Here is a 25,691-nt window from a genome sequence, read left to right as displayed (position 1 = left end):
CGCGCTATCATTGAGACCTGCCTGCAGCCGTTCTCAAACTGACGGGAGGTCTCATGAAAACCATCCTGATACTGGACGGTCACCCTGATCCCGACGACGGCCATCTGTGTCATGCGCTCGCGCACGCTTATGCCACCGGTGCGGAACGCGCGGGGCATCGCCAGAACCTTGTCCGCATCGCGGATCTCGACTTTCCCCTTCTGCGCAAACCGTCGGATTTCACCGATGAGCCGAGCCCCGAGGCCGTCAGGCCAGCGCGTGACGCTCTGCTGGAGGCAGATCATCTCGTGCTGATCTATCCCCTCTGGCTCGGAACGCTGCCGGCTTACACCAAGGGTTTTCTGGAACAGCTTCTTCACTACGACACGGCGTTCGAACGCTCTGCGAACGACCGCTGGCCGAAGGGCAAGATGCGCGGAAAATCCGCACGCATCATCCTGACCGCAGGCATGCCGGCCCTCGCCTACAGGCTCTGGTACGGCGCGCACAGCCTGAAGAGCCTGAAGCGGAACATCCTCGGCTTCGTTGGGTTCAAACCGGTCAGATCAACGGTGTTCGGCATGGTCGAACACGCCGAACCGGCACAGGTCGGCCGCTGGCTGAAGACGATGGAAACGCTGGGTGAAAGAGCGATCTAGAACGGACACGTCGAGCGGAACGTGACCCGTTCGCCGCCGGTCGGATGATGCAGCTCAAGGCTCTCCGCATGAAGCATCAAGCGGTCCGATGCCGCCAGTGCAACACCTTCGGCATAGAACCGGTCGCCGAGGATCGGATGTCCCAGCGCCAGCATATGCACCCGCAATTGATGCGAACGGCCGGTATAGGGAAAGAGCCTGACGCGTGTCGCTCTTTCGGACCGGCCGATGACCTCCCACCTGGTGAGTGCCGCCTTGCCGTTGTCGAAGCACACCATCTGTTTCGGACGGTTGGGCCAGTCGCAGATCAGCGGCAGGTCAACCTCGCCGGTGTCTGTGTCCAGATGGCCCCAGACGTCGGCAATGTAGGTCTTGCGGGTCTTGCGGCGCTCGAACTGCAGGCCGAGGTGGCGCTGCGCGGCAGGGTTCATCGCAAGCACCATGACGCCGGACGTATCCATGTCGAGGCGGTGCACGATGCGGGAGTTGGCGTAAACCCCGCGGGACCGGCTCTCCACGCAGTCCCCGTGTTCGGGTGCCTTGCCCGGCACGCTCAAAAGGCCGCTCGGCTTGTCGATGACCAGAAGATCTGCATCCGAATGGATCACCGGCAGGAAGGGATCCATCGGGGGATCGTAATCGAAAGACTGAGGCACCGCGGTCGTCATCGCCAGTTTTCCGCGCCCTTCCGGATAAACGAAAGGCGCAGTTCCGAACCGCGCCTTTGCACAAAGACGGGCGCGGCCACGCCCTGATTTCGGAGCCGGTTCAGACTGTCAGGATCGCCAGGATGATCGTCAGCACGGTCACGGCGGTCGGCGGGATCCAGCCGGAATCGCCAAGAGCAAGACCAATGGCGGAAGCGACCATGGTGGCAATCAGCATCAACCATCCGAACACGACGGCAGTGGTGCCGCCAAAGCCGAACAGGATAAGGCAGATGACGATGTTGATGACGGCAATGGTGCCGACTTTGGAAAAGTTGATGAAGCCTTCGTAAGTCCGCTCGTGAGCGTCATAGTCCATCGCGGGCGCTTTTTCGTCAGACATTCAGATCCCCAGGAAAAACAACAGTTGGATGACTTCATACAATAAAGACTTCGGGGTCCGCAATGTCGGCAAACACATAATCCGACAGGTTTGACGCGACTTTTTGGCCTAGGCGGGACAAACAGGCTTGCCGGGAGCGAATTTTACCCTGGCGCCCCGGTCAGGCCGCGTTCGACGCCCCCGCAAGGCCGGCACCGCGGAGCACATCATCCTGGCGCTGCCGGACCTTCGCCGCCTCGAAGCCCTCGATCTGCTCGTTGAACAGCTGGAAGAAATTCAGCTGGGCGCGCAGATGCAGGAAAACACCGCCAAGCCCGATGGCTGCACGATCCATGAAGACAAATTCCTGCGGCACGGTGACCGGGCCAAGCTGCTTGAGCGCGGAATGCACCTTGAAGGCTTCTTTCCGGCCGTATTCGGCGGCGGAAACACCGTCCGCGATCGAACGCACCCGGTCGCTGAGCAGCGGGCCGTAGATGAACCGCGCCCAGATATTGAGAACCTCGACGACTTCCTTCTTGAGGTTCTTGAACCCCCAGCGCTCATAGGCCGACACGACCCGGTCGTTGTCTTCCTCCAGCAGGCCGAGATAGAGATTGACCACGCCTTCGACAAAGGATTCCGGGAACACCCGGATACAGCCATAGTCGAGCAGGTTGATCCCGGCCGGCCGGCCTTCCTGTTCGAACACGGTGTAGTTTCCAAGATGCGGGTCGCCATGAATCACACCGTAGTGGCTGAAAGGGTGCCACCAGGCGTGAAACATGGTTTTTGCCAGGTGATTGCGGTCTTCCTGGTCATGTTCCTTGTAGTCCAGCAGCGGTTTGCCGGTGAGCCAGCCCATGGTCAGGAGCCGGCGCGTTGACAATTCGTCGACGACCGAGGGAACGCGGATCTGTTCGGTGTCGGACAGGATCTCCTGATACATCGCGATATGCGCTGCTTCGCGCGCATAGTCGAGTTCCTCGCGCACCCTGGCGCTGATTTCCTTCGCGATTTCGCGCGTATCGATCGCCGGGCTCATGCGCCTGTGCAACGAGAACAGCATCTGCAGCTGCGAAAGATCGGCTTCGACCGCCGAGGCCATGTCCGGGTACTGGAGCTTGCAGGCCAGGACGCGCCCGTCGTGGGCGGTGGCCCTGTGCACCTGTCCAAGCGATGCGGCCGCCGCCGGCTCACGACCGAATTCGGCAAACCGGCCCTGCCAGTCCGCACCGAGTTCCGCGCGCATCCGGCGCTTGACGAATGCCCATCCCATCGGCGGCGCACTCGCCTGCAGCTTTGCGAGTTCGGTGGTGTATTCGGGCGGCAGCGCGTCGGGAATGGTGGAAAGGAGCTGCGCCACCTTCATCAGCGGCCCCTTGAGCCCGCCCAGCGCTTCCGCAAGCTCTGCCGCGTTCTTGGCGTTATCGAGATTCATCCCGAAGAACCGGGCCCCGGCGAACTTGGCGGCGATGCCGCTCATGTTCGTGCCGACCTTGGCATAGCGCCCCATGCGGGCGGTGAACCGGTTGCTTTCGCGATCTTTTGACTGTGCCATTCGGCAAGCTACTCCCTGCGCCTGATCCTGTTTGCGCCATCCGGCCGGAAATCAATAATCCAACACATATGACCTACGGCATAGAAATCCAGCTGGACCAGTCGACAAAACGCCGCTTTCGAAACTTACATCCGCTCAAGCGCTGCGGCAATTTCATCCCGGGCCCGGGTCATTCCCTTGTAGTCGAGCTGGTCTTCCGACAGATCCATCAGTTGATCGCGCAGGTCGGACGCAATGCGTTTCCGGTCGTCCTGCTCTGCCAGCTTCGCCAGCGGATCGTGATGGATCCGGATCGTGAAGAGGATATCTCCGCTTCCGGCAAGCCTGCGTAGCGTCTGCCGCTCCACCCTTAGAAACAGCCTCGCGAACGTTTCTTGCGTCACGCCAAACGGAATACGCTCCGGCATCGGGTGATGCAGGTTGCTGTCGGGATAGATCGACCAGTTGAACCGGCACACCAGCTGATCCGTTGTCAGGTTCTGGAACAGCCGTTCCACGACCTGCCCCATGCGCGCACCGTTGAAGTCCGGCACGCCCTCGTGGATCCCGGACATGGACCGGCCGATTTTTTCCGAAAGCCGCCACGATGACGGGAAACACACAGACGCCGCGACAAGTCGGTAGCCGTCCGGTCCCTTGCGCATGACCACAAGGTCTTCCTGCACCAGTCTGGACGCGGTCAGCAGGGCATCATCACCATCCAGCGCGATCCTCCGACCGGTGCCGGTGATCGCCACCGTGCCCGTCTTGAAGGAATGCGTTTGACCGTGAAACCGTTTCAGGTTGTCCGTGACCAGGTCCAGCACTTCACGCTGAACGTCGAGCGTATCCTGCTCGGCGCGGAAAACGGCAGCAATGTCCTTGGAAAAAAGGCGTTCCTTTTCCACCAGATGCACGTCCAGGAACGGGTCCGGCTCCAGCCAGGCCTCTTCGCCGATCGGTTTCAGTCCGACGGTGAAGGGCCGCGTCGATCCGTCATAGGGACGATGCCGGAACGGTGGCTCTTTGGGAACTGGCATCGGCGCGCGATCCGTTTACCTCACGCCGTGTCCAGCTCTTCAAGCTCATCGATGATCCGTTCGATGACGGAAAGACCCTTTTTCCAGAAGTCGGGGTCCGTAGCGCTCAGGCCGAACGGTGCCAGCAGTTCCGAATGATGCTTCGTGCCACCGGCCTTCAAAAGCTCGAAATACTTCTCCTGGAATCCGGTTTCGGCATCTTCATAGACCGCAAAGAGCGAATTCACGAGGCAGTCGCCGAACGCGTAGGCATAGACATAGAACGGCGAGTGGATGAAATGTGGAATGTAGGTCCAGAACGTTTCGTATCCCTCGTTCAGCTTGATCGCGGGCCCGAGGCTCTCGCCCTGAACCGACATCCACAGCTCGCCGATCTTTTCGGCGGTCAGCTCGCCGTTGCGCCGTTCCGTGTGGACCTTGCGCTCGAAGCTGTAGAATGCGATCTGCCTGACCACCGTATTGATCATGTCTTCGGCCTTGGACGCCAGCATGATCTTGCGGGTTTGCGGATTGTCCGCCTTCGCCAGAAGCGACTTGAATGTCAGCATTTCGCCGAAGACGCTGGCGGTCTCCGCGAGCGTCAGGGGGGTCGGTGCCATCAGTGGACCGTTGTGACCGGCCAGCACCTGGTGGACGCCGTGCCCGAGTTCGTGGGCGAGCGTCATCACGTCACGGATCTTGCCCTGGTAGTTGACCAGCACATAGGGATGCGCACTCGGCACCGTGGGATGGGCAAAGGCCCCCGGCGCCTTTCCTGACCGGGCCGGCGCGTCGATCCAGCCCTTGTCGAAGAACCGGCCCGCAATTTCGGACATCTGCGGCGAAAAGGCGTCATAGGCGGACAGCACCGTCTGCCGCGCTTCGTCCCAGGGGATCACCCGCGTGTCCGCGTCCGGAAGCGGCGCGTTGCGGTCCCAGCTGTTCAGCTGATCCTTTCCAAGCCAACCCGCCTTGAGCTTGTAGTACCGGTGGGAAAGCCGCGGATAGGCATCGCGGACGGCGGCCACGAGCGCGTCCACGACGTCGCGCTCAACCCGGTTGGCCAGGTGTCTGCTGTCGGCAATGTCCTTGAAATTGCGCCAGCGGTCGGAAATTTCCTTGTCCTTTGCCAGCGTGTTGGTGATCAAAGCGAAGGTTCTCAGGTTCTCCGAAAAGGTCTCGTTGAGCGCCTGAAAGGCCTCGCGGCGCTTGTCCGCCGACGGGTCGACCAGAAGATTGAGCGTCGGTTCGATCGCAAGCTTGTCGCCGTCGACGTTGAACGTGAGCGCAGCCATCGTCTCGTCGAACAGCCGGTTCCAGGCATTGCTTCCCGTGACCGACTTTTCGTGAAACAGCTGTTCGACACGATCTTCGAGCTGATACGGCTTGCCCTTGCGCAGATCCTCGACCCAGGGCCTGTAATGCCCGAGCTGGCTGTCCTCCAGCGCCGCATCCATGACCCCGTCTTCGACGGTATTCAGCTCAAGACCGAAAAACAGCAGGTGGGAACTCGCCGTCGTGATCTGCTCCTGCACGTCGCCGTAAAACTTCTGTGCCGCAGGGTCGATGGTGTTGCCAGCATAGACCAGACCCGCGAACGAAATCAGCCGCCCCATGAGATCTTCCAGGTCCTCATAGGCGCGGATCGCGGTCACGAGGGCCGCAACATTGTCCTTCGCCAGCTCCGAAAGCCGGCCCTTGTAAGAGGCTTCGAACGTTTTCGCGCGTTCCAGGCTTTCTTTCAGATCGCGCTCGATCTCGGGGGCATCCATAGCGGCATAGAGATCGGTCAGATCCCACTCCGGCAGGGCACCGAGTTCTGCGGGTCCGGCGGACTGGGGAGCATGGACGGGGTGCGGAAGAGGCATATTCAACTCCGGTGAGACCCTGCCCGATCGGGCAGCAGGCGTGTGTTTTCCGATATGTAGGACGGTCGGCCGCCGCCGTGCAATTCGGAAATCCGAAAATTCTCGTTTGTCGGGGACGATTTATTTACCCGATTGCGACCACAATGGATCGAAACGAGACAATTTCAAGTGAACTGATCCGGCCCATGCAAGCATCCAGTGGTAAAATTCTCATTGTCGACGACGACCCGATTCAGCGCCGGCTTCTCGAAGAAGCGGTGAAGAAATTCGGCTATCGCTCGAAAACGGCCGAAAACGGCGTCGAGGCGATGCAGATCATGAACGGTCCGGAGGCCAGTGAGGTCGACCTCATTATCCTGGACATGGTCATGCCGGAACTGGATGGCATGGGTGTTCTGGAGCAGCTGCGCAGCAACAAGAATGCGACGCCGGTGATCGTTCAGACCGGCCATGGCGGCATTGACACCGTGGTCAGCGTCATGAATGCCGGCGCGCAGGATTTTGTCGTCAAACCGGTTGCGCCCGAACGGCTCAATGTCTCGATCCGCAACCTTCTGAAGACTTCCGCCCTCGAAGATGAAATCACCCGGTTCCGGAAACAGGCGTCCGGCACGCTGACCTTTGCGGACATCATCACGCACTCGGCGGCCATGGAACGTGTGATCAGCCTGGGCAAGCGCGCGGCCGCCTCCAACATTCCGATCCTGATCGAAGGCGAGAGCGGCGTCGGCAAGGAGATGATCGCCAGCGCCATCCAGGGATCCAGCGACCGCAGATCCAAACCGCTCATCGCCGTCAATTGCGGCGCCATCGCCGAGAACCTCGTGGAATCCATCCTGTTCGGACACGAAAAGGGGGCGTTTACCGGCGCCGTCGACAAGCATGTCGGCAAGTTCCAGGAAGCCCATGGCGGAACTCTGTTCCTCGACGAGGTCGGCGAATTGCCGCAGGATGTCCAGGTCAAGCTGCTCCGCGCCCTGCAGGAGAACGAAATCGATCCGATCGGCGCCCGCCGGCCGGTCAAGGTGGATTTCCGCCTGATTTCGGCGACCAACCGCCGCCTGATCGATCAGGTCAAGGAAGGCGTTTTCCGCGAGGATCTTTACTACCGGCTCAACGTCTTCCCGATCTGGATCCCGCCACTGCGCGACCGGCGCGAGGACATCCCCGCGCTGACCCGTCATTTCCTGGCGCGCTTCGCCGCCGAGGAAGGAAAACCGCATGTCGCCGGCGTCAGAAGCGACACCGTCGCGATGCTCCAGGACTATCATTGGCCCGGCAACATCCGCCAGTTGGAGAACGCGGTATTCAGGGCTGTCGTCCTGTGCGACGGCGCCCAGCTGACAATCAACGATTTCCCGCAGGTTGCAGCCGCCGTCGACCAGCCAGTCACGGAACCTGTTCCGCCGCTGCAGTCGAAGAGCATCAACACTGAACCCGCCGCCACCCAGGCCGCCGCAGGTGCGAGCGCGGACACGGCGCCGCCCGAGTCTGCCGGCGGTTCGGCCTCGCCGGCCGGTTTTGAGTTTGCCGCTCCCTTCGGCTTCATGCGCAATCTCGACAAGGAAGGCCACGTCAGAAAGCTTGCCGACATCGAGGAAGAGCTGATTCGCGCCGCCATAAACCACTATTCCGGCCGCATGACAGAAGTGGCCAAACGCCTTGGAATCGGCCGGTCCACACTTTATCGCAAGCTCAAGGAATACGGTCTGGAAGACGACGACAAGAATGCCGCAGCCTGAATCGCGTCAAGAATCAGGCGGCATCTGTTAAATGGACGATTTTTTGACGCATTCTGCCCTTATCCAGCCCTGATGCAGGGTTTTTCCGGTTTGCGGGGGCCTCGTTGCATTTATGCTACGATTTCCCGGCAAGCGAATTTAGGGTAAAAACTTCTTAACTTGCAGCGGTTAGAATTTGGCTCCTGCTGGGGAGCAAGGGATGGGCGTGAGCCCTCGAAAAACGGCGAGATAGAGATTGCGTAACCGATTTTTTGATTTCGGCGCCGTCGATTGGCTGACGCGAGCAGCGAGGGTTGCAGTGGCATGCGTGATCACGCTTGCCTGCATTACGACTATCGCGCATGCGCAGACCCGCACGCTGAAGCTTTACAACACCCATACCAAGGAACGTGTCTCGATCACGTTCAAGAAGAACGGCCGTTACATTCCGGGCGGCCTGCGCGAAGTCAATCGCTTCCTGCGAGACTGGCGCCGCAACGAGATCACCAAGATCGATCCTGAACTTCTCGATCTGATCTGGGAAGTCTACCGCGAGGTCCGCGCCCGGGATTACATCTACGTTGTTTCCAGCTACCGCTCGCCGGCAACCAACAACATGCTGCGCAAGCGCTCCAGGGGTGTGGCCAAGAACAGCCAGCACACGCTCGGCAAGGCGATGGACTTCTATATTCCGGGTGTCAATCTCGCCAAGCTGCGCGCAGCCGGACTGCGCAAACAGGTCGGCGGCGTCGGCTACTACCCGCGCTCCGGATCGCCCTTCGTGCATATGGACACCGGCCGGGTCCGCCATTGGCCGAAGATGAGCAGGTCCCAGCTGGCGAAGGTTTTCCCGAACGGCAAGACGCTTCACATTCCCTCGGACGGCAAGCCGATGAAGGGCTACAAGCTGGCGCTCGCCGAATCCAAGTCCGGAAAACGCAGGTCGATCACCAAGCCGACCATCGTCGCCTCCGGCAGAAACGCGAATTCCAACACTTCCAGTTCCGGCCTGAACACAAGGGACCAGAACCTGACCGCGCCCGGCAAACCGATCCAGACGGCATCCACAAGTGAAAGACCGGCGTCTTCGGAAAGCAGCGGCGGCAGCCTCTTTGCAGGCCTGTTCCGGGGCGGTTCGAGAGACGAGAACCAGGCGAACCGGGGCGGCACGACCAGCAACCGGACGACCGCCGCGCGCGTATCCCCGGTTCTCAAGAACCCGCCGATCCCGGCGCCCAAATTCAGGGCAACACCGCCTGAAGACGCGGCTCCGGCAGTCTTGCTTGCAAGCGCCTCGCCCGGCGCCAAACCGGCCCCGGCCGGACCGGTACCGCCGCAGGCCATCGGCACGACGCCCGCTCCCAACACGCTCGACGCTCAGCGTTTTGCGCTTGAAAGCGGGCAGACGGTGGCCGCCAACGAAGCGATCGACTCCCGGTTCCAGGTCGCCGCGCTGCCCGGTCAGAAGCCGGACAGCGACCTGAGCGAAGCCGCGAAGATCGCGGCGGCGCAACTTGGCATCGACGAAACATCCGCGACATCAGCGGCGCCTGAGACCAACGATCCCGTTGCCGCGATCGCGGCTGCCACGGGGACCGCCGCGCCGTTCCCGGCACCTGCACCGCGCCCGGAGGCGACACTGGCCTATGCATCGGCAACGGCAACGCCACCTGTGCTGAACAGATCGCTGCGCACGAACGCCGCGTCGCAGCGGCAGGCCGCCCCCGCTCAGCTTGCTGCGGCTCCGACCGGCACTGCGCCCGCAACCGCCCAGCCGTCTCTCTCGGGCCGCATTCCCCGCGATCAGATCATCGACCCGATGGCCGGCTTCGCAAGCTTGCCGGACAAGTCCGAACCGGTTCTGCTTTCGGGCGCAGGAACCACGCGCCATCAGAAATTCGCGCTGCTCAGCCACCCGAACCAGCGCCAGCTCAAGAACGTGATGATGCCGGGCAACCGCTTCGTCTCGGCGAGCTTCGAGGACGCACCCTACGGCGCGCTGAGAACCGACAGGTTCGACGGTCCGGCAATCGTGGTGCTGCCGGTTCGCTACGCGCGGTAACCGGCTTCGAAAACAACAGACACGAAACAAAAAAGAGCGGTCATTGACCGCTCTTTTGATTTTGTTGCGAATGCCGGCGCCCGGGTAAGGTTCAGCTCTCCGGGTCTGCCGGACCGGCCATGCCGAGCGCGTGCATGTAAAGGTCCAGAACGGCCTCTTCCTCTTCGCGCTCATGCGGCTGCTTCTTGCGCAGAGACACCACCTTGCGCAGGATCTTCACGTCGTAGCCGTTGCCCTTGGCTTCGGCATACACATCCTTGATGTCGTCGGCGATGACTTTCTTTTCTTCTTCCAAACGCTCGATGCGTTCAACAAAGGCGCGCAGCTGATCTGCTGCGACTCCACCCGGATCGGACATGAATTCTGGTCTCCTTTTTCATTCTTCTTGATGGCTCGACAGCCTGTTCCGGGCGAAAGCTGCCCACCCGGATCTTTGACAGAAGGGGTCACCGGTCTTGCGCGCCGTTTGAGGTCACGCGAAGGGCCGGCAGTTCAATGTGAGGGTTTGTTCTTGTCGAATGCCGCTTGCTGTTCAGCCGTGGCTTCGGTCTGGTACTTGTCCTTCCACTCGCCGTACGGCATGCCGTAGACGATCTCGCGCGCATCCGCCTTTTCCAGCGAAATGCCCTTTTCCTGCGCTGCGTCCTGGTACCAGTTGGACAGGCAATTCCGGCAGAACCCGGCGAGGTTCATCATGTCGATGTTCTGAACATCGGTCCGGTTCCGCAAGTGATCGACGAGGCGCCGGAAAACCGCAGCCTCCAATTCCTGTTTCGTTTGATCATCCATCGCAACGGGTTCCTTCACTGTTGCTGTCTGCCTGTCAATGCGTGTCGGTGCGCGAACTGAAATGCCGGATCTCCCTGCACGCACCAAGGCTCGCAATGTCGCGCAGGATCGGCGCCAGCCGTCCGGCCCATTCCATCTGACCGGCCTGGTCGGCGATCAGGTCCTGCCTCAGTTCCAAAAGAACATGAGCCAGCCCGCGACTGGTGCCGTGCCGGTACATCGTATCGTTCTTGAGTGCGCCGTCATAAGGCTCGTTGTCGCCGATGACAAGATCGTCCTGGGCTCTCAGACCGCTCAGCACGGGCTCGACCGCACGAGCGTCCAGGTCCCACAGGACGGTCGCGTGCCAGGGCCTGGGCACACCGCGCCAGATCGGCGTGAAGCTGTGCATCGACACGATGACGGGTGGCGCGGCAACGCCGATCATCGCATCCAGCGTCTGGTCGATCAGATCGTGATAGGGCTTGTGGAACTGTTCGATACGGTACGCGCGCTCGGCCTCGTCGACACGGGCATTGCCCGGCACGACTGCGCCGTCGGACAGGCGCATGATCAGCGTCGGGTCGTCTTCTCCCCTGTTCGGATCGATCAGCAGCCGGGAGAAGGTCGAAAGACAGGCCGGCGCGCCCAGTTGCTCTGCGAGTTCAAGCGTGACGGCTCGGGCGCCGATATCGTAGCCGATGTGTCGCTCGAACTGCTCCGGCGCAACGCCAAGATTTCCGTAGCCGGGCGGCACGGTGTTGCGGGCATGGTCGCACAGGAGCAGGAGTCCGGACTTCAGGTCGCCGGCCACGTATTCGGTCGGCCGAAAAATCTCACTCGCTATCGCTGCTGTCTGTGTCATGTCTCGCTACGTGGAAGTTTGGTGAGCGCGGAATGCGGTCGTCGACAGCTTTACGTCAAACCGTGAGAAGAACCAAGTCGGAATCCGCAAAAACCGGAAAGTCGTGCCGTCCCCGCGCCGAGTCCGCTGGATGTGAAGTGATCTCTGGAAAACTCTGTGAATTCATGGCGCTTTGTCCCGCCAAACCGGTTTTGTATACGCTTTATTGACGGCTAACATCTATCAGCGGGAAAACCGCCATGTTCCCGCCCCATTTCTGGCCACATAGGTGTCCTTATCGTTCCGGCGGGCAGATTTTATTGAACGGTTTCTGTAAACACGGTTGGGTGGGTGCCTGCACATTAACCTGTTAACGACGTTGACAAGACCCTGTTGTCGACGCAAAAAGCGAATGTCAGTAAAGCAGCAAAGTGAACGACTGCATATGTATGAGGTTGGGGAACGACACCAAGGATGGTCTCGGGCGCGCGTCAACGCGCCTTTGAGGGCAGTCGTGGTCGCTGTCTTTACACTGCTGTTTTTCTCAATATCCAGTGACGGCGCATATGCCGATCTGCGGCTCTGCAACAAGACGGACAGTCAGGTTGGCGTGGCCATCGGCTACAAGGACAAGAGCGACTGGGTTACCGAGGGCTGGTGGAACCTCGCCTCGAATTCGTGCGAGACGTTGGTTCCGGGCTCCCTGGTGTCACGATACTATTACATCTACGCAGTTGATTACGATCAGTTCGGCGAATGGGGCGGACGTGCATTCATGTGCACCCGCGAGAAGGAATTCACCATCCGCGGCATCGAAGACTGTGTGGCCCGTGGCTTTGAGCGGACAGGCTTTTTTGAAATCGACACGGGTGAACAAAGCAGCTGGACGGTCCAGTTGACAGAACCCGTGCAACAAGGGACAGGTGGGCGATGAGGCGAAACCGGCGAGTGAAAATTCTAGCTACTCTCGGACCCTCTTCCTCAGAACAAGACATCATTGAAAACCTGTATCGCTCTGGAGCGGATGTGTTCCGCATCAACATGAGCCATACAAACCATGATCGTTTGGCACAGCTCGTTGAGCGAATCCGTTCTGCTGAAGAAAAGATTGGGAGACCGATCGGCATTCTGGCCGATCTTCAGGGTCCGAAACTGCGTGTGGGCACGTTCTCAGACGGCCCCGTTATGCTTGAGAACGGGGCGACTTTCACGCTGGATGCCGATACGTCCGGCGGAGATATCAATCGGGTGCATCTTCCGCATCCGGAAATCCTGGAAGCTCTTGAACCCGGCCACCGGCTCCTGCTGGACGACGGCAAGATCCAGCTGACGGTGAAAGAGGCAAGCGCGACCAAGGCGGTGACCGAGGTCGTCGTCGGCGGAAAGCTCTCCGACCGCAAGGGCGTGAGTGTGCCCGATTCCGAGATCGCGACAAGCGCGATGACGGAAAAGGACCACAAGGACCTGATTGCCGCTCTCGACCAGAAAGTCGACTGGGTCGCGCTCTCCTTCGTGCAGCGCCCTGACGATCTTGCCGAAGTCCGCAAGATCACGCGCGGACGCGCAGGTGTTCTGGCCAAGATCGAGAAGCCGCAGGCCATCGGCCGTCTGGACGAGATCATCGAGCTGTCCGACGCCATCATGGTGGCACGCGGCGATCTCGGCGTCGAGATGCCGCTGGAACAGGTGCCCGGCCTGCAGAAGCGGATCACGCGTGCCTGCAGACGCGCCGGCAAGCCGGTCGTCATCGCCACGCAGATGCTTGAATCCATGATTTCCTCGCCGGTACCGACCCGCGCCGAAGTCTCGGATGTCGCGACGGCGGTGTTCGAGGGTGCGGACGCGGTGATGCTGTCGGCGGAATCGGCCGCCGGCGACTTCCCCGTCGAAGCCGTCTCGACCATGGACAAGATCGCGCACCAGGTCGAACAGGACAACAACTACCGCACGATCATCGACGCCCAGCGCGCGGAACCGGAAGCAACCGGTGCGGATGCGATCTCCGCAGCGGCCAGGCAGATCGCGGAAACGCTCAATCTCGCCGCCGTCGTCTGCTACACGACGTCGGGTGCCACCGGCTTGCGCGCGTCGCGTGAACGGCCGTCCTCCCCGGTGATCGTTCTGTCTCCCGTTCTGGCGACGGCGCGCCGCCTGTCGCTTGGCTGGGGCCTTCACTGCGTTGTCAGTGAAGATGCGTCCAACGAAGAGGACATGATCGATCGGGCCTGCCGCATTTCCTATTCCGAGGGATTTGCGAAACCGGGCCAGCGGGTCATCGTGACCGCGGGTGTCCCTTTCGGCACGCCCGGATCCACGAACATGCTGCGGATCGCCTTCGTCGGCAACGACGGCCAGGGCGGTATTTGACGGTCTAATCGGTTGAAACGGTATCGGGCGGCAACACCGCATGATCAGGCGGTTCGGACCGGCTGGTCTGCACCGTCCCCGTCCGTCTCAACCGTGTCCGCTTCCTCAACCTGCCGCACCAGCTGCGACAGTGCCTTGGCGATGTCTTCCGTGTGCGTGTGATGGGGCATGTGACCGGCTTCGTCCAGCATGAGCAACTGTGCGTTCGGCAAATCCCGCAGGAGCCCCTCGCAGTGGATCGAGGGCCAGACCACGGTATCCTGCGTCCCGCTGACCACGAGCGCAGGCTGCTGCAGCTTGGAATAGGACCGGGACTGACGGATGATTTCCGGCTTCAGAAAGGCAATCTGGCGCGCATTGGCGCGGAACGAGGCCGGTCTGAACAGAAGCGGCAACCTTATCCCGTCGGCATAATCCTGCGGCGCGGGATCGGGAAGAAACACGTTTGTCATGGCACGCGGCGCAAGCAGACCGCCTACGGGAAGCGTCAGTGTCCAGCAGAAAAGCGCGCCGATCACCGGCATGGCGGCAACAGTGTAGTACCAGTTCACACCACCGGGCCACGCATGGCTGACCGGGGCGAGAAACGCCAGGCCCTTGATCCTTTCAGGCGCGGCAAGACCAAGCGCCGCCGTCACGGCGCTGCCGAGAGAATGCCCCACGACGACAGCGGTCTCGATCTCCAGCGCCTCCAGCAGACCGGCAATCGCGTCGGCCTGCCCGCCGGGCAGGTCCGAGCCCGGAGACCCGCAGCTTGAAAAGCCGAGACCTGGCCGGTCGATGAAAAGAAGCGAATGGCGGCCCTCCAGAGCCTCCAAGAACGCCATCTTCATGTCATAGGCGTTGCCGCTTGCTCCGTGCAGAAACACGAGCACGGGCGCGCGCTTGCCCTTCTCGGGCACACTGTGGAGGTGATAGTGGAGTTTGACGCCGCCGGCCTCGAAGACGCTGCCATCGGGCTGGTAGCTCTGCCTGATTTGCCGAACCTGAACCAGGGTATACAGGAACACCGCCAGGACCGGTGCGCCGATGAAAAGAAAACCAATCAGAACCATAGCGCGAACATAGCTTTCGCGCCGGACGGTTCAAGGGCCGCCATGCAAGGATCGGGTTCGCCGGTGCTATGCCGGCGCGCCCTCTGCTTCCTTTTCAAGATCCTCAATTGCCTCGACGGCGTTTTCAAGCCCGGGATTGACCTCGAGCGCCCGCTTGAAGCTCACCAGCGCGTCGTCGTCGAAACCCAGCCGGCGCTGAATGATCGCAAGTCCGGAAAGGGCGCCCCAGTGGCGCGGTTCAAGCGCGAGCGTCCGCTCGATGTCAACGAGCGACTTGCCGAAATCTTCGCGCATGTAATGAACAGTTGCCCGCCGGTTCCATCCCTCTGCAAAGGACGGCTTCAGCACGACGACAACGTCGAGAAGATCCAGCGCCAGGGCGTGATCGTCTGCCTGGATCGCCTTGCCCGCGCGTGACATCAGGATATCGACTGTATCGCTGCCCGATTCCATCCAGATCATCTGGATCTCCCGTGCAGCGCGTTCCGCGGCGGATGGTTCGTCGGATTGGGCCAGATCATCGAACAACTGGTCCAGCCGGGACTTTTCTTCTTCCGGGTCGGTTTCTTCGACCACGACCTGGCCACCGGCCTCGGGCAGGTCCTCAGGCATGGGATTGAAGTCTTCCGCAGATGGCGGGTCAACCTCGGGGCCGAGATCCGGGACCGGCTGCGCTCCGGCAAGGAGCGGCACCATGGAGAACAGGCATATAAACACAAAAATCCGCATCCAACGATTATGGGTCGTTGAATGCGGCGGTCAATCCGGGAATTTGACACTTCTTCGTGCGCGCCACCCTTTCGGTGTCCGAAGCCGCAACCGTCAGGCGATTAAGGGCTTCGATCGTCAGGAGTTTTCAACACTCCCGGGACGCGTGCGAAAAACGGGACTTAGCCCTGGCGCGCCTTGAAGCGCGGATTTTTCTTGTTGATGATGTAAACGCGGCCTTTGCGGCGCACCATGCGATTGTCCCGATGGCGGGTCATCAACGCCTTGAGCGAGTTCTTGATCTTCATGTCACTGTCCCCTTTCGGGGTCCCGTTACTTTAAACCAAATGAGCGCCTGAGGCGCTCACGTTCCAGTCGGTTGCCTTCGAGCGAAGCGCAGATCCTGCGCCGATCTCCGGATCAACCCGCGCGTCTTGAAACCCTCAATCAGCGCAATAATGGTGGGCGTGACAGGGATTGAACCTGTGACCCCTTCGATGTCAACGAAGTGCTCTCCCGCTGAGCTACACGCCCGAATTTCTCGGTAGTCCGGCACCGCTGTGCCGTAGTGGGGTGCGATATAACGGGGATCGGCATTCAGCGCAACCCTGTTCTTCATCGAACCGTCAAATTTTCCCTGTCCCGATTGCCTGTCTGAAACGCGATGCGTCACGCCGCCAGCATACGCTCCACTTCCTGAACAAGATCCTTCAAATGGAAGGGCTTGGACAGGACCTTCGCATCCTTGGGTGCATCGGATTCGGGATTGAGCGCGACCGCGGCAAACCCGGTTATGAACATGACTTTGAGGTCGGGGTCCAGTTCCGTCGCCCGCCGCGCAAGTTCGATTCCATCCATCTCCGGCATGACGATATCGGTCAGCAGCAGGGAAAACGGTTCTTCGCGCAATCTTTCATATGCGCTCCTGCCGTTATCGAAAGAAACGACATCATGCCCGGCGTTTTCCAGCGCTTTTGCAAGAAACCGGCGCATATCATTGTCATCTTCAGCAAGCAGGATACGCGACATTGTAAACAACCATTGCTTAATTTTCGATTTGGCGGCATCGGGATCCGGCCTTTTGCCGGTTATAGCCCGAATTCCACAGAATGATAGGGAGAAATAGTTCTTCAAAGCTTTTGATCAGCCGACTGTGGACTGTGTGTTGATTCCTTGGCACCATAGACCAAGGTAATCGAAAGTGATCGGAGTGGCCTTGCCCGAAGGTAAAACAATAGGACGGACAATTTGACGGACGATATGCAGCCCCCGTTCAAAGCGCCATTCGTAGCCGACTTTAACGGCTTGCCAGCATTTGATGTCCTTTGTCCTGCCGATCAACGGGTACCCTACGTATTCAACTCACCTCATTCCGGTCGGCAGTACTCGCAGCAGTTTCTGGCCTCTTCACGCCTGGACGAGAGCGCGATCCGTCGGTCTGAAGACGCCTTCGTGGACGATCTGTTCGCGCATGTCATCCCCCTTGGCGCGCCGCTGTTGCGGGCGCATTTCCCGCGCGCCTATCTGGATGTGAACCGGGAACCGTACGAGCTCGATCCCAAGATGTTCGACGGCAGGTTGCCCTCCTATGCCAATATCCGCTCGATCCGGGTCGCCGGTGGACTGGGAACCGTTGCCCGCATCGTCAGCGAGAACCACGAGATCTATCGGCACAGGCTGCCGGTCGAAGAGGCTCTGAACCGGATCGAGGAAATCTATAAGCCCTATCATTCGACCTTGCGCCGCCTGCTTGCGCAAACGCATGTCACGTTCGGCTACGCCGTCCTGATCGACTGCCACTCCATGCCCTCCAGTGTCAAATGCCAGGCAACCGACGTGCGCCCGGACTTCATTCTGGGGGACCGGTACGGCACGAGCTGCAACAGCGAACTGACCGAGTATGCGTGCTCAATTCTGCGGGGCATGGGATACAGCGTGAGCCGCAACAAGCCTTATGCGGGCGGCTTCATCACCGAGCACTATGGCCGGCCGGCCAGCGGGCTGCACGCACTGCAGATCGAAATCAATCGCGGCCTCTACATGAACGAGGCAACGCACGAGCGCTCGCCCGGTTTCGACGACCTGTTTCACAATCTGAAGCAATTCGCACAGGAACTGATCGCGATGCCGGATGCCGCACTGCCTGCGGATACCATTGCCGCCGAGTAACTGTTCCTCAACCGCAAAAAAAGAGGCCGCACTCTTTCGAGGCGGCCCGAGTCTAGGGAGGAAACGCCCAAGGAGGGCGATGCGATAAAAGATATCGCACTGCAATAAAATCGCATTGCAGTGCACAAAGGTCAAGTCGGAAATAGGTAGTATCCTGTACAAACTATAGGCAAATTACCCTGATTTTGAGATTCAATTTTCAGCACAAGAGATTATACAAGCGGCAAATCGAGTGATATTCGATGCGCGTGCGCAGGGTCCGTCAGGAAAATCCAATGAATGAAACCGTCACAAGCTCCAACAGGTTTGCTCCCTTTCTGGAGGATCTGGCAGCGGCCTCCACGGCGGCAATCATGCCGCATTTCCGCCAGGGTTTCGATGTCGACAACAAGCTCGACACCGGTTTCGATCCCGTCACGATTGCCGACCGCGATGGCGAAACCGCGATGCGTGCCCTGATCAACAGCACCTTTCCCGATCACGGCATACTCGGAGAGGAGCACGGGCCGGAAAAACTGGATGCGGACCATGTGTGGGTTCTCGATCCGATCGACGGCACACGGGCGTTCATCACCGGTCTGCCCACATGGGGGACCTTGATCGGACTTCGGACTGCCGGGACGCCAAGTCTCGGCATGATGGTGCAACCCTTTATCGGCGAGCGCTTTGCCGGAGACTGCCGCCAGGCCTGGTACCGCGGTCCGCAGGGAACCAGGACGCTCAGCGCCCGGCGCTGCAGCCGCCTTGAGGATGCATCCATTTTCACCACAACGCCGGTTCTTTTCAGCGAAACGGAGCGCACGGCCTTTGACCGCATCGAAGCCTCAGCGCGCCTCTCCCGGTATGGAACGGACTGCTACGCCTATTGCATGGTTGCGGCAGGACATGGGGACGCGGTGATCGAATCCGGCCTTCAGGCCTATGACATAGTCGCACTTGTGCCGATCATCGAGGGCGCCGGCGGTGTCGTCACGACCTGGACGGGTGGTTCACCGTCCGAAGGCGGCCGGATACTTGCCAGTGGAGACCCGCGTCTCCACGACAGGCTTCTGAAAGAGCTTTCGCGGGTTTGATTTAGGCCTGGCTGACCTCGGCCAAACCTGGCTTGTTGGCATCGCGCACGACCGTGGCCGTCGACTTCAGGCGGGCCTCGGCCAGTTCCTGCTCCGCTTCGAAACCGGGAATGAAGGCATCGAAGGCCGCCCAGAACTGATCGCGGTAGACATCGCGTTCCATCATGATCTCGTGGGCGGCGCCGGGTATCTCCACATAAGCGGCCGACCGGGTGCGGGCGACGAAGTCCTCGATGATCGGTGTTGAGACGATCCGGTCCTCTCCGGCGCCGAGCATCAGGCAGGGCAGCTTGATCCCGGGACCGGCGGTGCGCTTGCGAAGCGGCATCATCGTACGCGCAGCGGCGTTCAGCCACCCGAAGGTCGCCGACCCGATCCCGAGTTCCGGCGCCTTGTCCAGAACCTTCCTGCACCGTTCGAAACGCGTCCGGTCCGATGTCTGGCGGTTCTTGTCAAACGGCACCATGAGCTTGCTGTTGCCCCCCGGCACATAGAGCCGGCCGAGGCCGATGATCGAGATCAGGCGCGCCAGCGGATACCCGACCTTCTCCACGATGGCCGACGTCTTCGGAGCGCTTGCACGCAGAGGTGGCTTGCCCAGAAGCCCTAAGGTGACGATCCGCATGAACCGGCGATAGGAATCGCCGATCCCCAGTGCATGGCTGCCAGACGGCAGACCGAGCAGAGGGCTCGTGATCACCGCGCGGTCAAGCATCGTGCGAAGACGCGCCGTGTCGCTCAGCAGCACAAGGCCGCCTGTGGAATGCGCAAGAGCGAAATGCGGGCCGGCATAGTGGGCAAGGGAGACTTCCTTGAGGATCGTGCGCAGATCTGTCCGGAACTTGCGGAAGTTTGAAATATGCCCCCGCCGCGCACTGCGTGTCACGCGCTGGGAACCGCCCTGCCCGCGCCAGTCGAAGGCAACCACGTCGAAGCCGCGTTTGCGCAGATCCTCGACCACCTCGAAATACTTCTCGATGAACTCCGCACGTCCTTGCAGAAGCGTCACGGTCCCGCGCCGGTGCTCTCCCGTTCCGGCCCAGTGCGCATAGCGGATGCGGACACCGTCGGGCGTGGTCGCAAATCCGGCTTTGGCCCCGTCGGGTACGGGATTGTCGGGGTGATCGATCAGGTCCATGGTTCTTTGTGATACCCGCCTTCACGCGGCCCGACAACAGACTTCGGGCCGGTGCATCGAAGCACCGGCCGGAAAGTCGCCTTTTGCCTCGGCAAATCCTACCAGCGGTATTGCCAGTATACGCCATGGCCGATCGGGCGGCTGCGCACGATATGTGCATTGCGCGAATCAACGACAAGTCTCATGGGCATGCCGCGCCATCCGACCGCCTTGACGATATACATCGGCCCGCGGCGGTCGATGATCCGGATCCGGTGAAATCCGCGATGGCGCAGGCTGCGGCGGATCTGGCGCGGTCCGAGGGAATAGTGCCCTCCGCCGTGTCCGCCCTGCCAGCCGTGGCCTCTTCCCTTGTGCTTGCCGTAACCCTTTTTCTTGTGATGGATCTGGATGACGGGCGCGTCCTGCGCGGACTGAATCTGCTTCACAGCGGAGAGCGGCGATGCAGCCGCTGCGGGTGCGAAACCGATTGTGGCCAGCAGGATGGCTCCGGCGATCGGAGCGGAAAGTTTTGAAGCAATCGATGACATTTCAATTCTCCTGGTCTGATCGCCAGCGTTTTGCTGACGTTGACCGGAAGATGCCCGATCCAGCTTGAACCAAACCGGAAGGGACCGTTCATCGGGCGTTCATGTCGTATGCCGGCCGCCGATCCGCGGCCTTGAAATCGAACCGGGCAATTCCCACCTCAACCGTGCAGGCGCCAATCGGGTCTGCAATCACCTCCCGTCCCGCCACCATGGGGGACAGGAAAAACATGAAAATCAGTGAAGTATCTGTTGCTCAAAGGAGGACACTTTAATGCGTCACTTGGACTTCTCCCCGCTTTATCGCTCGACCGTCGGCTTTGACCGGCTTTTCTCCATGCTGGACACCGCCGGCAACGACACCCCGAGTTACCCGCCCTACAACATCGAACGCACCGGCGAGAACGCTTACCGGATCACGATGGCCGTGGCCGGCTTTACCGACGCTGAACTTTCCGTCGAAGCCAAGGAACACGTCCTGACGATCAAGGGCGAAAAGACCGACGAGGATTCCGACAAGGAAATCCTGTATCGCGGCATCGCCTCGCGCACGTTCGAGCGCCGCTTCCAGATCGCCGAGCACGTTCGTGTCGATGGCGCGAGCCTCGAAAACGGACTTCTGCATGTCGATCTCGTACGTGAGATCCCGGAAGCCATGAAACCGCGCAAGATCGAGATTTCATCCGGCGCGTCGAAGCAGATAGAAGCCAAGACCCACTAAGGTTCGGGTCTGCATCGAACCGCAAGAAAGTCGGGCGTCCGGGAAACCGGGCGCCCTTGATACATATGACCCGTCAAATGCCGCTGGTCAGACTGTCCCGGCGAGCGTTTCCAGGAACGTTTTCACGTCCTCGTCTGTCGTTGCAAAGCTCGTTACCATTCTGAAACACACTTCGTCTGCTGCCGGGGCCACGTTGTCCGACAGATCCTTGGCCGGCCATTCGTAGATTTTTGCGCCGGCATCCCTGAGCGTTTCGAACTGGGTGCGTTTGACGATCGGAAACAGCTCGTTGGCTTCAACGGCCCACGCCGTCCGCCCGCCGATTGCCCTGATCCCCTCTGCCAGTTTCAAGGCCATGGCGTTGGCGTGCCGCGCCGTATCCAGCCAGCTGTCATTTTCAAAATAGCCTTCGAACTGGGCCGCAACGAACCGGCTCTTGGAAAAGAGATGTCCGGCGCGCTTCCGGAAGTACTCGAACTCCCTGGCCTGCTCCGGGTCGAAAAAGACGACCGCCTCGGCACACCAGCATCCGTTCTTCGTGCCGCCGAAGGAAAGGACATCGACACCGGCCTTCCAGGTCATTTCCGCCGGCGTGCAACCGAGCGTGACAAGCGCATTGGTGAACCGAGCACCGTCCATGTGCAACGGCAGCGACCGGGACCGGGCAGCCTCCGCGATCGCGCCGATCTCGCCGACCGTGTAAACCGTGCCGCTCTCCGTGGCCTGACTGATGGAAACCGATGCGACCTGGCCATGCATCACCACGCCGTCCTGAAACCTTGACATTGCTGCCGTCAGATCGTCCGGCGCGATCTTGCATCCGCCACCGGGAAGGCCGACGAGCTTGTTGCCGCTCGTCATGAATTCCGGGCAGTTGCACTCGTCGATATTGATGTGGCTGTCGCGATGACAGAAGACGGCACCACCCGGCCTGCCGAAAGTGGCAAGGGCAAGCGCATTTGCAGCTGTTCCGGTTGCCACGAAGTAGACCGCGACCTCACGCTCGAAAATGTCGTTGAAGGACTGGTTGACGCTCGCCGTCAGCGGATCTGCACCATAGCCGGGCGCGAACCCGGAACTGTGGCGGGCGAGCGCCGACATCACCGCCGGAGCCGCACCCGCCCAATTGTCACTAGCAAAAATCATGTGCCGGTTTAAGCAGGTCGGATTTCAACCGGCAACAGGATTTTCTCAGTAATACATTTCCCGCTTGCGGTAGATGCGCCCGAACAGCCAGTCGAGCGAGACAACGCCCGGTCCCTTCAGCGTCGGCACCAGCAGCAGGAAGATCCACAGCAGGCGGTCATCGGCAATCTTGGAATAGGGGTCGCCGTCGAACATCGCTCCGATCGTCGCAGCATCCACGCCATGCCCGTTGATGTCCACATAGGTCATCACGATGATGAAGATGATCATGCCGAGGCTGGCGGCTCTCGTGAACAGGCCGACAACGACCAGTGCGGGCAGGATGAATTCCGCCCAGGTGCCCAGGAGGACAATCAGTCCATACGGAAAGAAGGCGATCCCGCTGGAATCGTATCCGGCCGCTTCGAAGACAGTCGGCAGGATCTGGATATAGGCACCATCCGTCGGCAAGAACAGGTTGGTGAGGCTCCAGTCGGCACCGCCGATCTTTGTCATCGCGGATTTCCAGAAAAACAGCAGCAGCACCGATGCAAAGGCCAGACGCGCCGCCAGGCCCAGAAGCCAGCCATTGGTGATGCGTTCAAAAAAGCCGAACACGGCGGTGTACAATCTGACAAAAAATCCGATGAGAGCGCCCATAAAGTCCCCCTTCCCTTTCCATACGACAACCTCAGGCTCTTGTCTGGTTTAAGCCTTTACGAGAGTTGTGAAAACACCATTTGCAAGACAATCCGACAGGGTGTCGGACAGTGAGAAGTCTTCAGCCTGCCCGCTTGCCGCAGCCGCGGCGTCCGCGAGCGTGGCCCCGCCAAAAAGCGCGGTCACGAATACATCGCCGCCGGGGCGGAGCAGCAGCAGCTCGACCTCGACATCCGGACGCGTGATCAAGACAGATTGCGGCGATTCGAGATCGATTGCGATGTCGGCGTCCGCATCGAACCTGTTCGCACGGATCAGGTCCCAGACCGGCCATGCCGAGCGCAGAACCGAGGACGCCGGATGCTTGCCGAAACGCACCTGCCCGACGTCATCGGGCGCGATCGTCCCGATCTCGTTCGGATCGAGCGGTGCCGCGTCTTCCGCGTGATACGCTTCGAGCCAGGCCCATTCGGCCCGCGCCACGTCCGCGAGATAGGGATAGGCCTGCAGCGGCGGAAAGTGTTCGATGAAATCGGCGAAATCCGCGCCATACCACATCAGCACCGGGGTTTGCGGCGGGTGTTCGGCGACGAAGGCCCGCGCCAGCGCCTTGAAGTAATCTGCGCCGAGCAGGTTTCCAACCGCCGGAAACGACTGTTCGAGAGCTTCGCTCAAGCTGACGATGACGTTGTTCCGGTAGACATTGAACCGTTTCGGCGCGGTCTTGCCGTCCGGTCCGACAAGGCCTGCCGGCGTTTCAGCGGCCGGATTCCACAGCGCTTCGCCGAATCGGCCGGCACTCACCTTGGGAGGAAACTCGGGGGCATTCATTTCAGACCGCACGTTTCAGGGCCGTGGCCGGTGCACCGCTCAGGATCGCATCGGCCGCCTGCGCCTCGGCCTGCAGGACCTTCCACGCCGGAACGTCGTTGTCCCACTCGATCAGGGTGGGTATCGGACCGTTTTGACGTATCACCGTCTCGTAGAGTGCCCAGACGGCGTCGTCGACTTCCCGGTCATGCGCATCGATCAGCAGGGGGCGCCCCGCGTCATCGGTATCCGGCGCGTGGCCGCCCAGATGGATCTCGCCGACGTCGCCGATGGGAAACGCGGCCAGGTAATCCTCGGCCGATCTTTCGTGGTTGGTACACGAAACATGGACGTTGTTGACATCTAGCAGCAGGCCGCAGCCGGTCCGGCGCGTGATTTCCTTCAGAAAATCAAGCTCGCTCATCGTGCTCTGCTCGAAGGCAACGTAGGTAGACGGGTTTTCGAGAAGCATCTTCCGCCCGACCACGGTCTGTACCTCGTCGATATGGTCGCAGACGCGGTCCAGCGTTGCCTGATCGTAGGGCACGGGAAGAAGGTCGTTGAAATAGGTGGTGTCGTGGGTGGACCACGCGAGATGTTCCGAGAAGAGGCCCGGCTCGTATCTTTTGTTGAGCTTCGCAAGGCGCTCCAGGTGATCCTTGTCCAGTGGCGTTTCGCCGCCGATCGAAAGACCGACGCCGTGCAGGGACAGCGGATATCTTTCCCGGATCGTCTCCAGCTGCCGATGCGGCATCCCGCCGGCACCCATGTAGTTTTCCGCGTGGACCTCGAAAAACCCGATATCGGCTTCGGTCCGGAGAATGTCGTTGACATGTTCGGCCTTCAGTCCCGCGCCGGCCCGCGCCGGTATGGCTGCGTCAATGCGGTGTGGACGTGTGTGCTCGGCGAACATGTCTGGCTCCGGGTGGAGAAAAAGCAGTCAGGCAGGCGGCATAACTCCGCCTGCCCGAAGAGGCGGCCGGTCATCCGGCCGCAAATCACGCGGAAATCAGGCTTCCGGCAGGTCGCGGTCCAGCTCGGTCAGCGAACCCTTGCGGCCGTCCGGCAGTTCCATGGATACGCATGTGCCCTTCGGTACGAGGGTCCAGGCATTGCCCTGGTAGTCGACCGTGGACGTGCCTGCGCATGTGGTTCCGGCGCCGGCCTTGCAGTCATTCTGGCCTTTGAGAGACACGCCGTAGCACTTTTCCTTGGCTTGCGCGTGCGCAGGGGCGGTAGCGGAAAGACCGGCGACTGCGGTTGCAACGGCACCAGCGACGATTGCTGCGGACATAGCCTTGTTTTTCATTTCGAACTCCTCTGGTCGAACCAAATCCAATTGGGGCCAACGCGCTCCGGGTGTGGCGCAGGCGCAAGACAGAAATGAGCCTATCGCCGATAAATAGGAAATCAAACGCCTGTGACCGCTTTGAGAGCAGCCTTGGGCGAGATTTTCACAGACGAAATATTCTTACCCAAATTCTGGCGAAAATGGCCTTTCGAGACAATTGGAACTTTTTCGATGAAACAATTATAATGCCGCCCCACAGAAACAGACTTGCTCCCGGCAGCGAAATCTGTCATGTTCCGCGCGCCTAGAATAGGACAGGTATGCTGTCCCAATTAATGCGGCGCCGGCGGCACATGCAAGCTGGCGGGAAAGAAGCAGCAAGTAGGCTGACCGGTCGACGGATCCGGGGAGGATTCGCGGCAAGACGAAACGGGATGTTTCGGCAGCGGCATGTCCGCTGCGTCAATGCGACGGTTTGTTTTGACAGGCCGGCGCGGTAATACATCGACAGAGCCGGGGCATTGAGGCCAGGGTTCGCCGAGCCGCATTCTTGATGGG

General features: G+C 60.5%; 27 protein-coding genes and 1 tRNA gene. 8 read left to right on the top strand and 20 right to left on the bottom strand.

What is annotated here, in order from left to right; translation table 11 throughout:
* The first annotated feature begins 53 nt into the window (after positions 1-53).
* A complete protein-coding gene (locus ACO08A_RS14390; RefSeq protein WP_422041682.1) occupies positions 54-638 on the top strand; it encodes an NAD(P)H-dependent oxidoreductase in 585 nt (194 codons plus the stop codon).
* Here the strand turns inward: ACO08A_RS14390 and ACO08A_RS14385 are convergent.
* The 5 genes from ACO08A_RS14385 to ACO08A_RS14365 all read right to left on the bottom strand — a co-directional run bounded on the left by ACO08A_RS14385 (position 635) and on the right by ACO08A_RS14365 (position 6,094).
* A complete protein-coding gene (locus ACO08A_RS14385; RefSeq protein WP_422041681.1) occupies positions 635-1,306 on the bottom strand; it encodes a pseudouridine synthase in 672 nt (223 codons plus the stop codon). The genes ACO08A_RS14390 and ACO08A_RS14385 overlap by 4 nt on opposite strands.
* Positions 1,307-1,406: 100 nt before the next feature.
* Entirely contained in the window at positions 1,407-1,688 is a 282-nt protein-coding gene (locus tag ACO08A_RS14380) for an aa3-type cytochrome c oxidase subunit IV (protein WP_421979828.1), read from the bottom strand.
* A 160-nt stretch (positions 1,689-1,848) separates the two neighbouring features.
* Positions 1,849-3,228 carry an ABC1 kinase family protein gene (locus tag ACO08A_RS14375; protein WP_422041680.1) on the bottom strand — a complete coding sequence of 460 codons (1,380 nt, stop codon included), beginning with the start codon at positions 3,226-3,228 and terminating at the stop codon, positions 1,849-1,851.
* A gap of 125 nt (positions 3,229-3,353) precedes the next feature.
* The gene (locus tag ACO08A_RS14370; RefSeq protein ID WP_422041679.1) at positions 3,354-4,247 is read right to left on the bottom strand and encodes a heme-dependent oxidative N-demethylase family protein; all 894 of its coding nucleotides are present in this window, start codon (positions 4,245-4,247) and stop codon (positions 3,354-3,356) included.
* Positions 4,248-4,267: 20 nt separating this feature from the next.
* The gene (locus tag ACO08A_RS14365) at positions 4,268-6,094 is read right to left on the bottom strand and encodes a M3 family oligoendopeptidase (protein WP_422041678.1); all 1,827 of its coding nucleotides are present in this window, start codon (positions 6,092-6,094) and stop codon (positions 4,268-4,270) included.
* A 185-nt stretch (positions 6,095-6,279) separates the two neighbouring features.
* Between ACO08A_RS14365 and ACO08A_RS14360 the strand changes: the two genes are divergently transcribed.
* Entirely contained in the window at positions 6,280-7,836 is a 1,557-nt protein-coding gene (locus ACO08A_RS14360) for a sigma-54-dependent transcriptional regulator (RefSeq protein ID WP_422041677.1), read from the top strand.
* Between the two features lie 298 nt (positions 7,837-8,134).
* Positions 8,135-9,877, top strand: a complete 1,743-nt coding sequence (locus ACO08A_RS14355) for a DUF882 domain-containing protein (protein WP_422041676.1) — start codon at positions 8,135-8,137, stop codon at positions 9,875-9,877.
* 91 nt (positions 9,878-9,968) lie between these two features.
* Here the strand turns inward: ACO08A_RS14355 and ACO08A_RS14350 are convergent, their stop codons facing one another.
* From ACO08A_RS14350 to ACO08A_RS14340, 3 genes are all read right to left on the bottom strand, one after another.
* On the bottom strand, positions 9,969-10,235 hold the full coding sequence (locus tag ACO08A_RS14350) for a DUF2312 domain-containing protein (RefSeq protein ID WP_420334125.1): 267 nt from the start codon (positions 10,233-10,235) through the stop codon (positions 9,969-9,971).
* A gap of 134 nt (positions 10,236-10,369) precedes the next feature.
* The gene (locus tag ACO08A_RS14345) at positions 10,370-10,666 is read right to left on the bottom strand and encodes a DUF1244 domain-containing protein (protein WP_421979834.1); all 297 of its coding nucleotides are present in this window, start codon (positions 10,664-10,666) and stop codon (positions 10,370-10,372) included.
* Between the two features lie 34 nt (positions 10,667-10,700).
* The gene (locus ACO08A_RS14340; protein ID WP_422041675.1) at positions 10,701-11,510 is read right to left on the bottom strand and encodes an N-formylglutamate amidohydrolase; all 810 of its coding nucleotides are present in this window, start codon (positions 11,508-11,510) and stop codon (positions 10,701-10,703) included.
* A gap of 424 nt (positions 11,511-11,934) precedes the next feature.
* Here ACO08A_RS14340 and ACO08A_RS14335 point away from each other — a divergent pair, with 424 nt between their 5' ends.
* The gene (locus tag ACO08A_RS14335; protein WP_422041762.1) at positions 11,935-12,423 is read left to right on the top strand and encodes a DUF1036 domain-containing protein; all 489 of its coding nucleotides are present in this window, start codon (positions 11,935-11,937) and stop codon (positions 12,421-12,423) included.
* Positions 12,420-13,856, top strand: a complete 1,437-nt coding sequence (gene pyk, locus ACO08A_RS14330; RefSeq protein ID WP_421979837.1) for a pyruvate kinase — start codon at positions 12,420-12,422, stop codon at positions 13,854-13,856. The genes ACO08A_RS14335 and pyk overlap by 4 nt, the downstream gene beginning before the upstream one ends.
* Positions 13,857-13,900: 44 nt before the next feature.
* Here pyk and ACO08A_RS14325 read toward each other — a convergent pair whose 3' ends face one another.
* From ACO08A_RS14325 to cpdR, 5 genes are all read right to left on the bottom strand, one after another.
* Complete coding sequence (locus ACO08A_RS14325) at positions 13,901-14,911, bottom strand: alpha/beta fold hydrolase (RefSeq protein ID WP_422041674.1); 1,011 nt, start codon at positions 14,909-14,911, stop codon at positions 13,901-13,903.
* A 66-nt stretch (positions 14,912-14,977) separates the two neighbouring features.
* On the bottom strand, positions 14,978-15,628 hold the full coding sequence (locus tag ACO08A_RS14320; RefSeq protein ID WP_422041673.1) for a tetratricopeptide repeat protein: 651 nt from the start codon (positions 15,626-15,628) through the stop codon (positions 14,978-14,980).
* Positions 15,629-15,801: 173 nt separating this feature from the next.
* Complete coding sequence (gene ykgO / locus ACO08A_RS14315) at positions 15,802-15,927, bottom strand: type B 50S ribosomal protein L36 (RefSeq protein WP_006932207.1); 126 nt, start codon at positions 15,925-15,927, stop codon at positions 15,802-15,804.
* A 151-nt stretch (positions 15,928-16,078) separates the two neighbouring features.
* A tRNA-Val gene (locus ACO08A_RS14310) sits at positions 16,079-16,153 on the bottom strand.
* A 135-nt stretch (positions 16,154-16,288) separates the two neighbouring features.
* Entirely contained in the window at positions 16,289-16,648 is a 360-nt protein-coding gene (gene cpdR, locus ACO08A_RS14305) for a cell cycle two-component system response regulator CpdR (protein WP_029060655.1), read from the bottom strand.
* Between the two features lie 231 nt (positions 16,649-16,879).
* Between cpdR and ACO08A_RS14300 the strand changes: the two genes are divergently transcribed.
* Entirely contained in the window at positions 16,880-17,788 is a 909-nt protein-coding gene (locus ACO08A_RS14300) for an N-formylglutamate amidohydrolase (protein ID WP_422041761.1), read from the top strand.
* 275 nt (positions 17,789-18,063) lie between these two features.
* A complete protein-coding gene (hisN, locus tag ACO08A_RS14295; RefSeq protein WP_422041672.1) occupies positions 18,064-18,861 on the top strand; it encodes a histidinol-phosphatase in 798 nt (265 codons plus the stop codon).
* A 1-nt stretch (position 18,862) separates the two neighbouring features.
* Here hisN and ACO08A_RS14290 read toward each other — a convergent pair whose 3' ends face one another.
* Both ACO08A_RS14290 and ACO08A_RS14285 read right to left on the bottom strand, forming a co-directional pair.
* Positions 18,863-19,999 carry an alpha/beta fold hydrolase gene (locus tag ACO08A_RS14290; protein ID WP_422041671.1) on the bottom strand — a complete coding sequence of 379 codons (1,137 nt, stop codon included), beginning with the start codon at positions 19,997-19,999 and terminating at the stop codon, positions 18,863-18,865.
* A gap of 98 nt (positions 20,000-20,097) precedes the next feature.
* On the bottom strand, positions 20,098-20,529 hold the full coding sequence (locus ACO08A_RS14285) for a hypothetical protein (RefSeq protein WP_422041670.1): 432 nt from the start codon (positions 20,527-20,529) through the stop codon (positions 20,098-20,100).
* 271 nt (positions 20,530-20,800) lie between these two features.
* Here ACO08A_RS14285 and ACO08A_RS14280 point away from each other — a divergent pair, with 271 nt between their 5' ends.
* Entirely contained in the window at positions 20,801-21,247 is a 447-nt protein-coding gene (locus ACO08A_RS14280; protein ID WP_421979843.1) for an Hsp20 family protein, read from the top strand.
* An 87-nt stretch (positions 21,248-21,334) separates the two neighbouring features.
* Here ACO08A_RS14280 and ACO08A_RS14275 read toward each other — a convergent pair whose 3' ends face one another.
* From ACO08A_RS14275 to ACO08A_RS14255, 5 genes are all read right to left on the bottom strand, one after another.
* Positions 21,335-22,393, bottom strand: coding sequence for a threonine aldolase family protein (locus ACO08A_RS14275; RefSeq protein WP_422041669.1), 1,059 nt, complete (start codon positions 22,391-22,393; stop codon positions 21,335-21,337).
* A 45-nt stretch (positions 22,394-22,438) separates the two neighbouring features.
* On the bottom strand, positions 22,439-23,032 hold the full coding sequence (locus ACO08A_RS14270) for a DoxX family protein (protein ID WP_422041668.1): 594 nt from the start codon (positions 23,030-23,032) through the stop codon (positions 22,439-22,441).
* Between the two features lie 48 nt (positions 23,033-23,080).
* Entirely contained in the window at positions 23,081-23,863 is a 783-nt protein-coding gene (locus ACO08A_RS14265) for a DNA-binding domain-containing protein (protein WP_422041667.1), read from the bottom strand.
* A 1-nt stretch (position 23,864) separates the two neighbouring features.
* On the bottom strand, positions 23,865-24,755 hold the full coding sequence (locus ACO08A_RS14260) for a DUF692 domain-containing protein (protein ID WP_422041666.1): 891 nt from the start codon (positions 24,753-24,755) through the stop codon (positions 23,865-23,867).
* Positions 24,756-24,851: 96 nt separating this feature from the next.
* Positions 24,852-25,151 carry a DUF2282 domain-containing protein gene (locus ACO08A_RS14255; RefSeq protein WP_421979848.1) on the bottom strand — a complete coding sequence of 100 codons (300 nt, stop codon included), beginning with the start codon at positions 25,149-25,151 and terminating at the stop codon, positions 24,852-24,854.
* Positions 25,152-25,691: the final 540 nt, after the last annotated feature.

The sequence above is a fragment of the Roseibium sp. genome (assembly GCF_965232425.1).
Classification (GTDB): domain Bacteria; phylum Pseudomonadota; class Alphaproteobacteria; order Rhizobiales; family Stappiaceae; genus Roseibium.
Note: the sequence above shows the minus strand (reverse complement) of the source record. Positions and strands in the feature narration are given on the sequence as shown.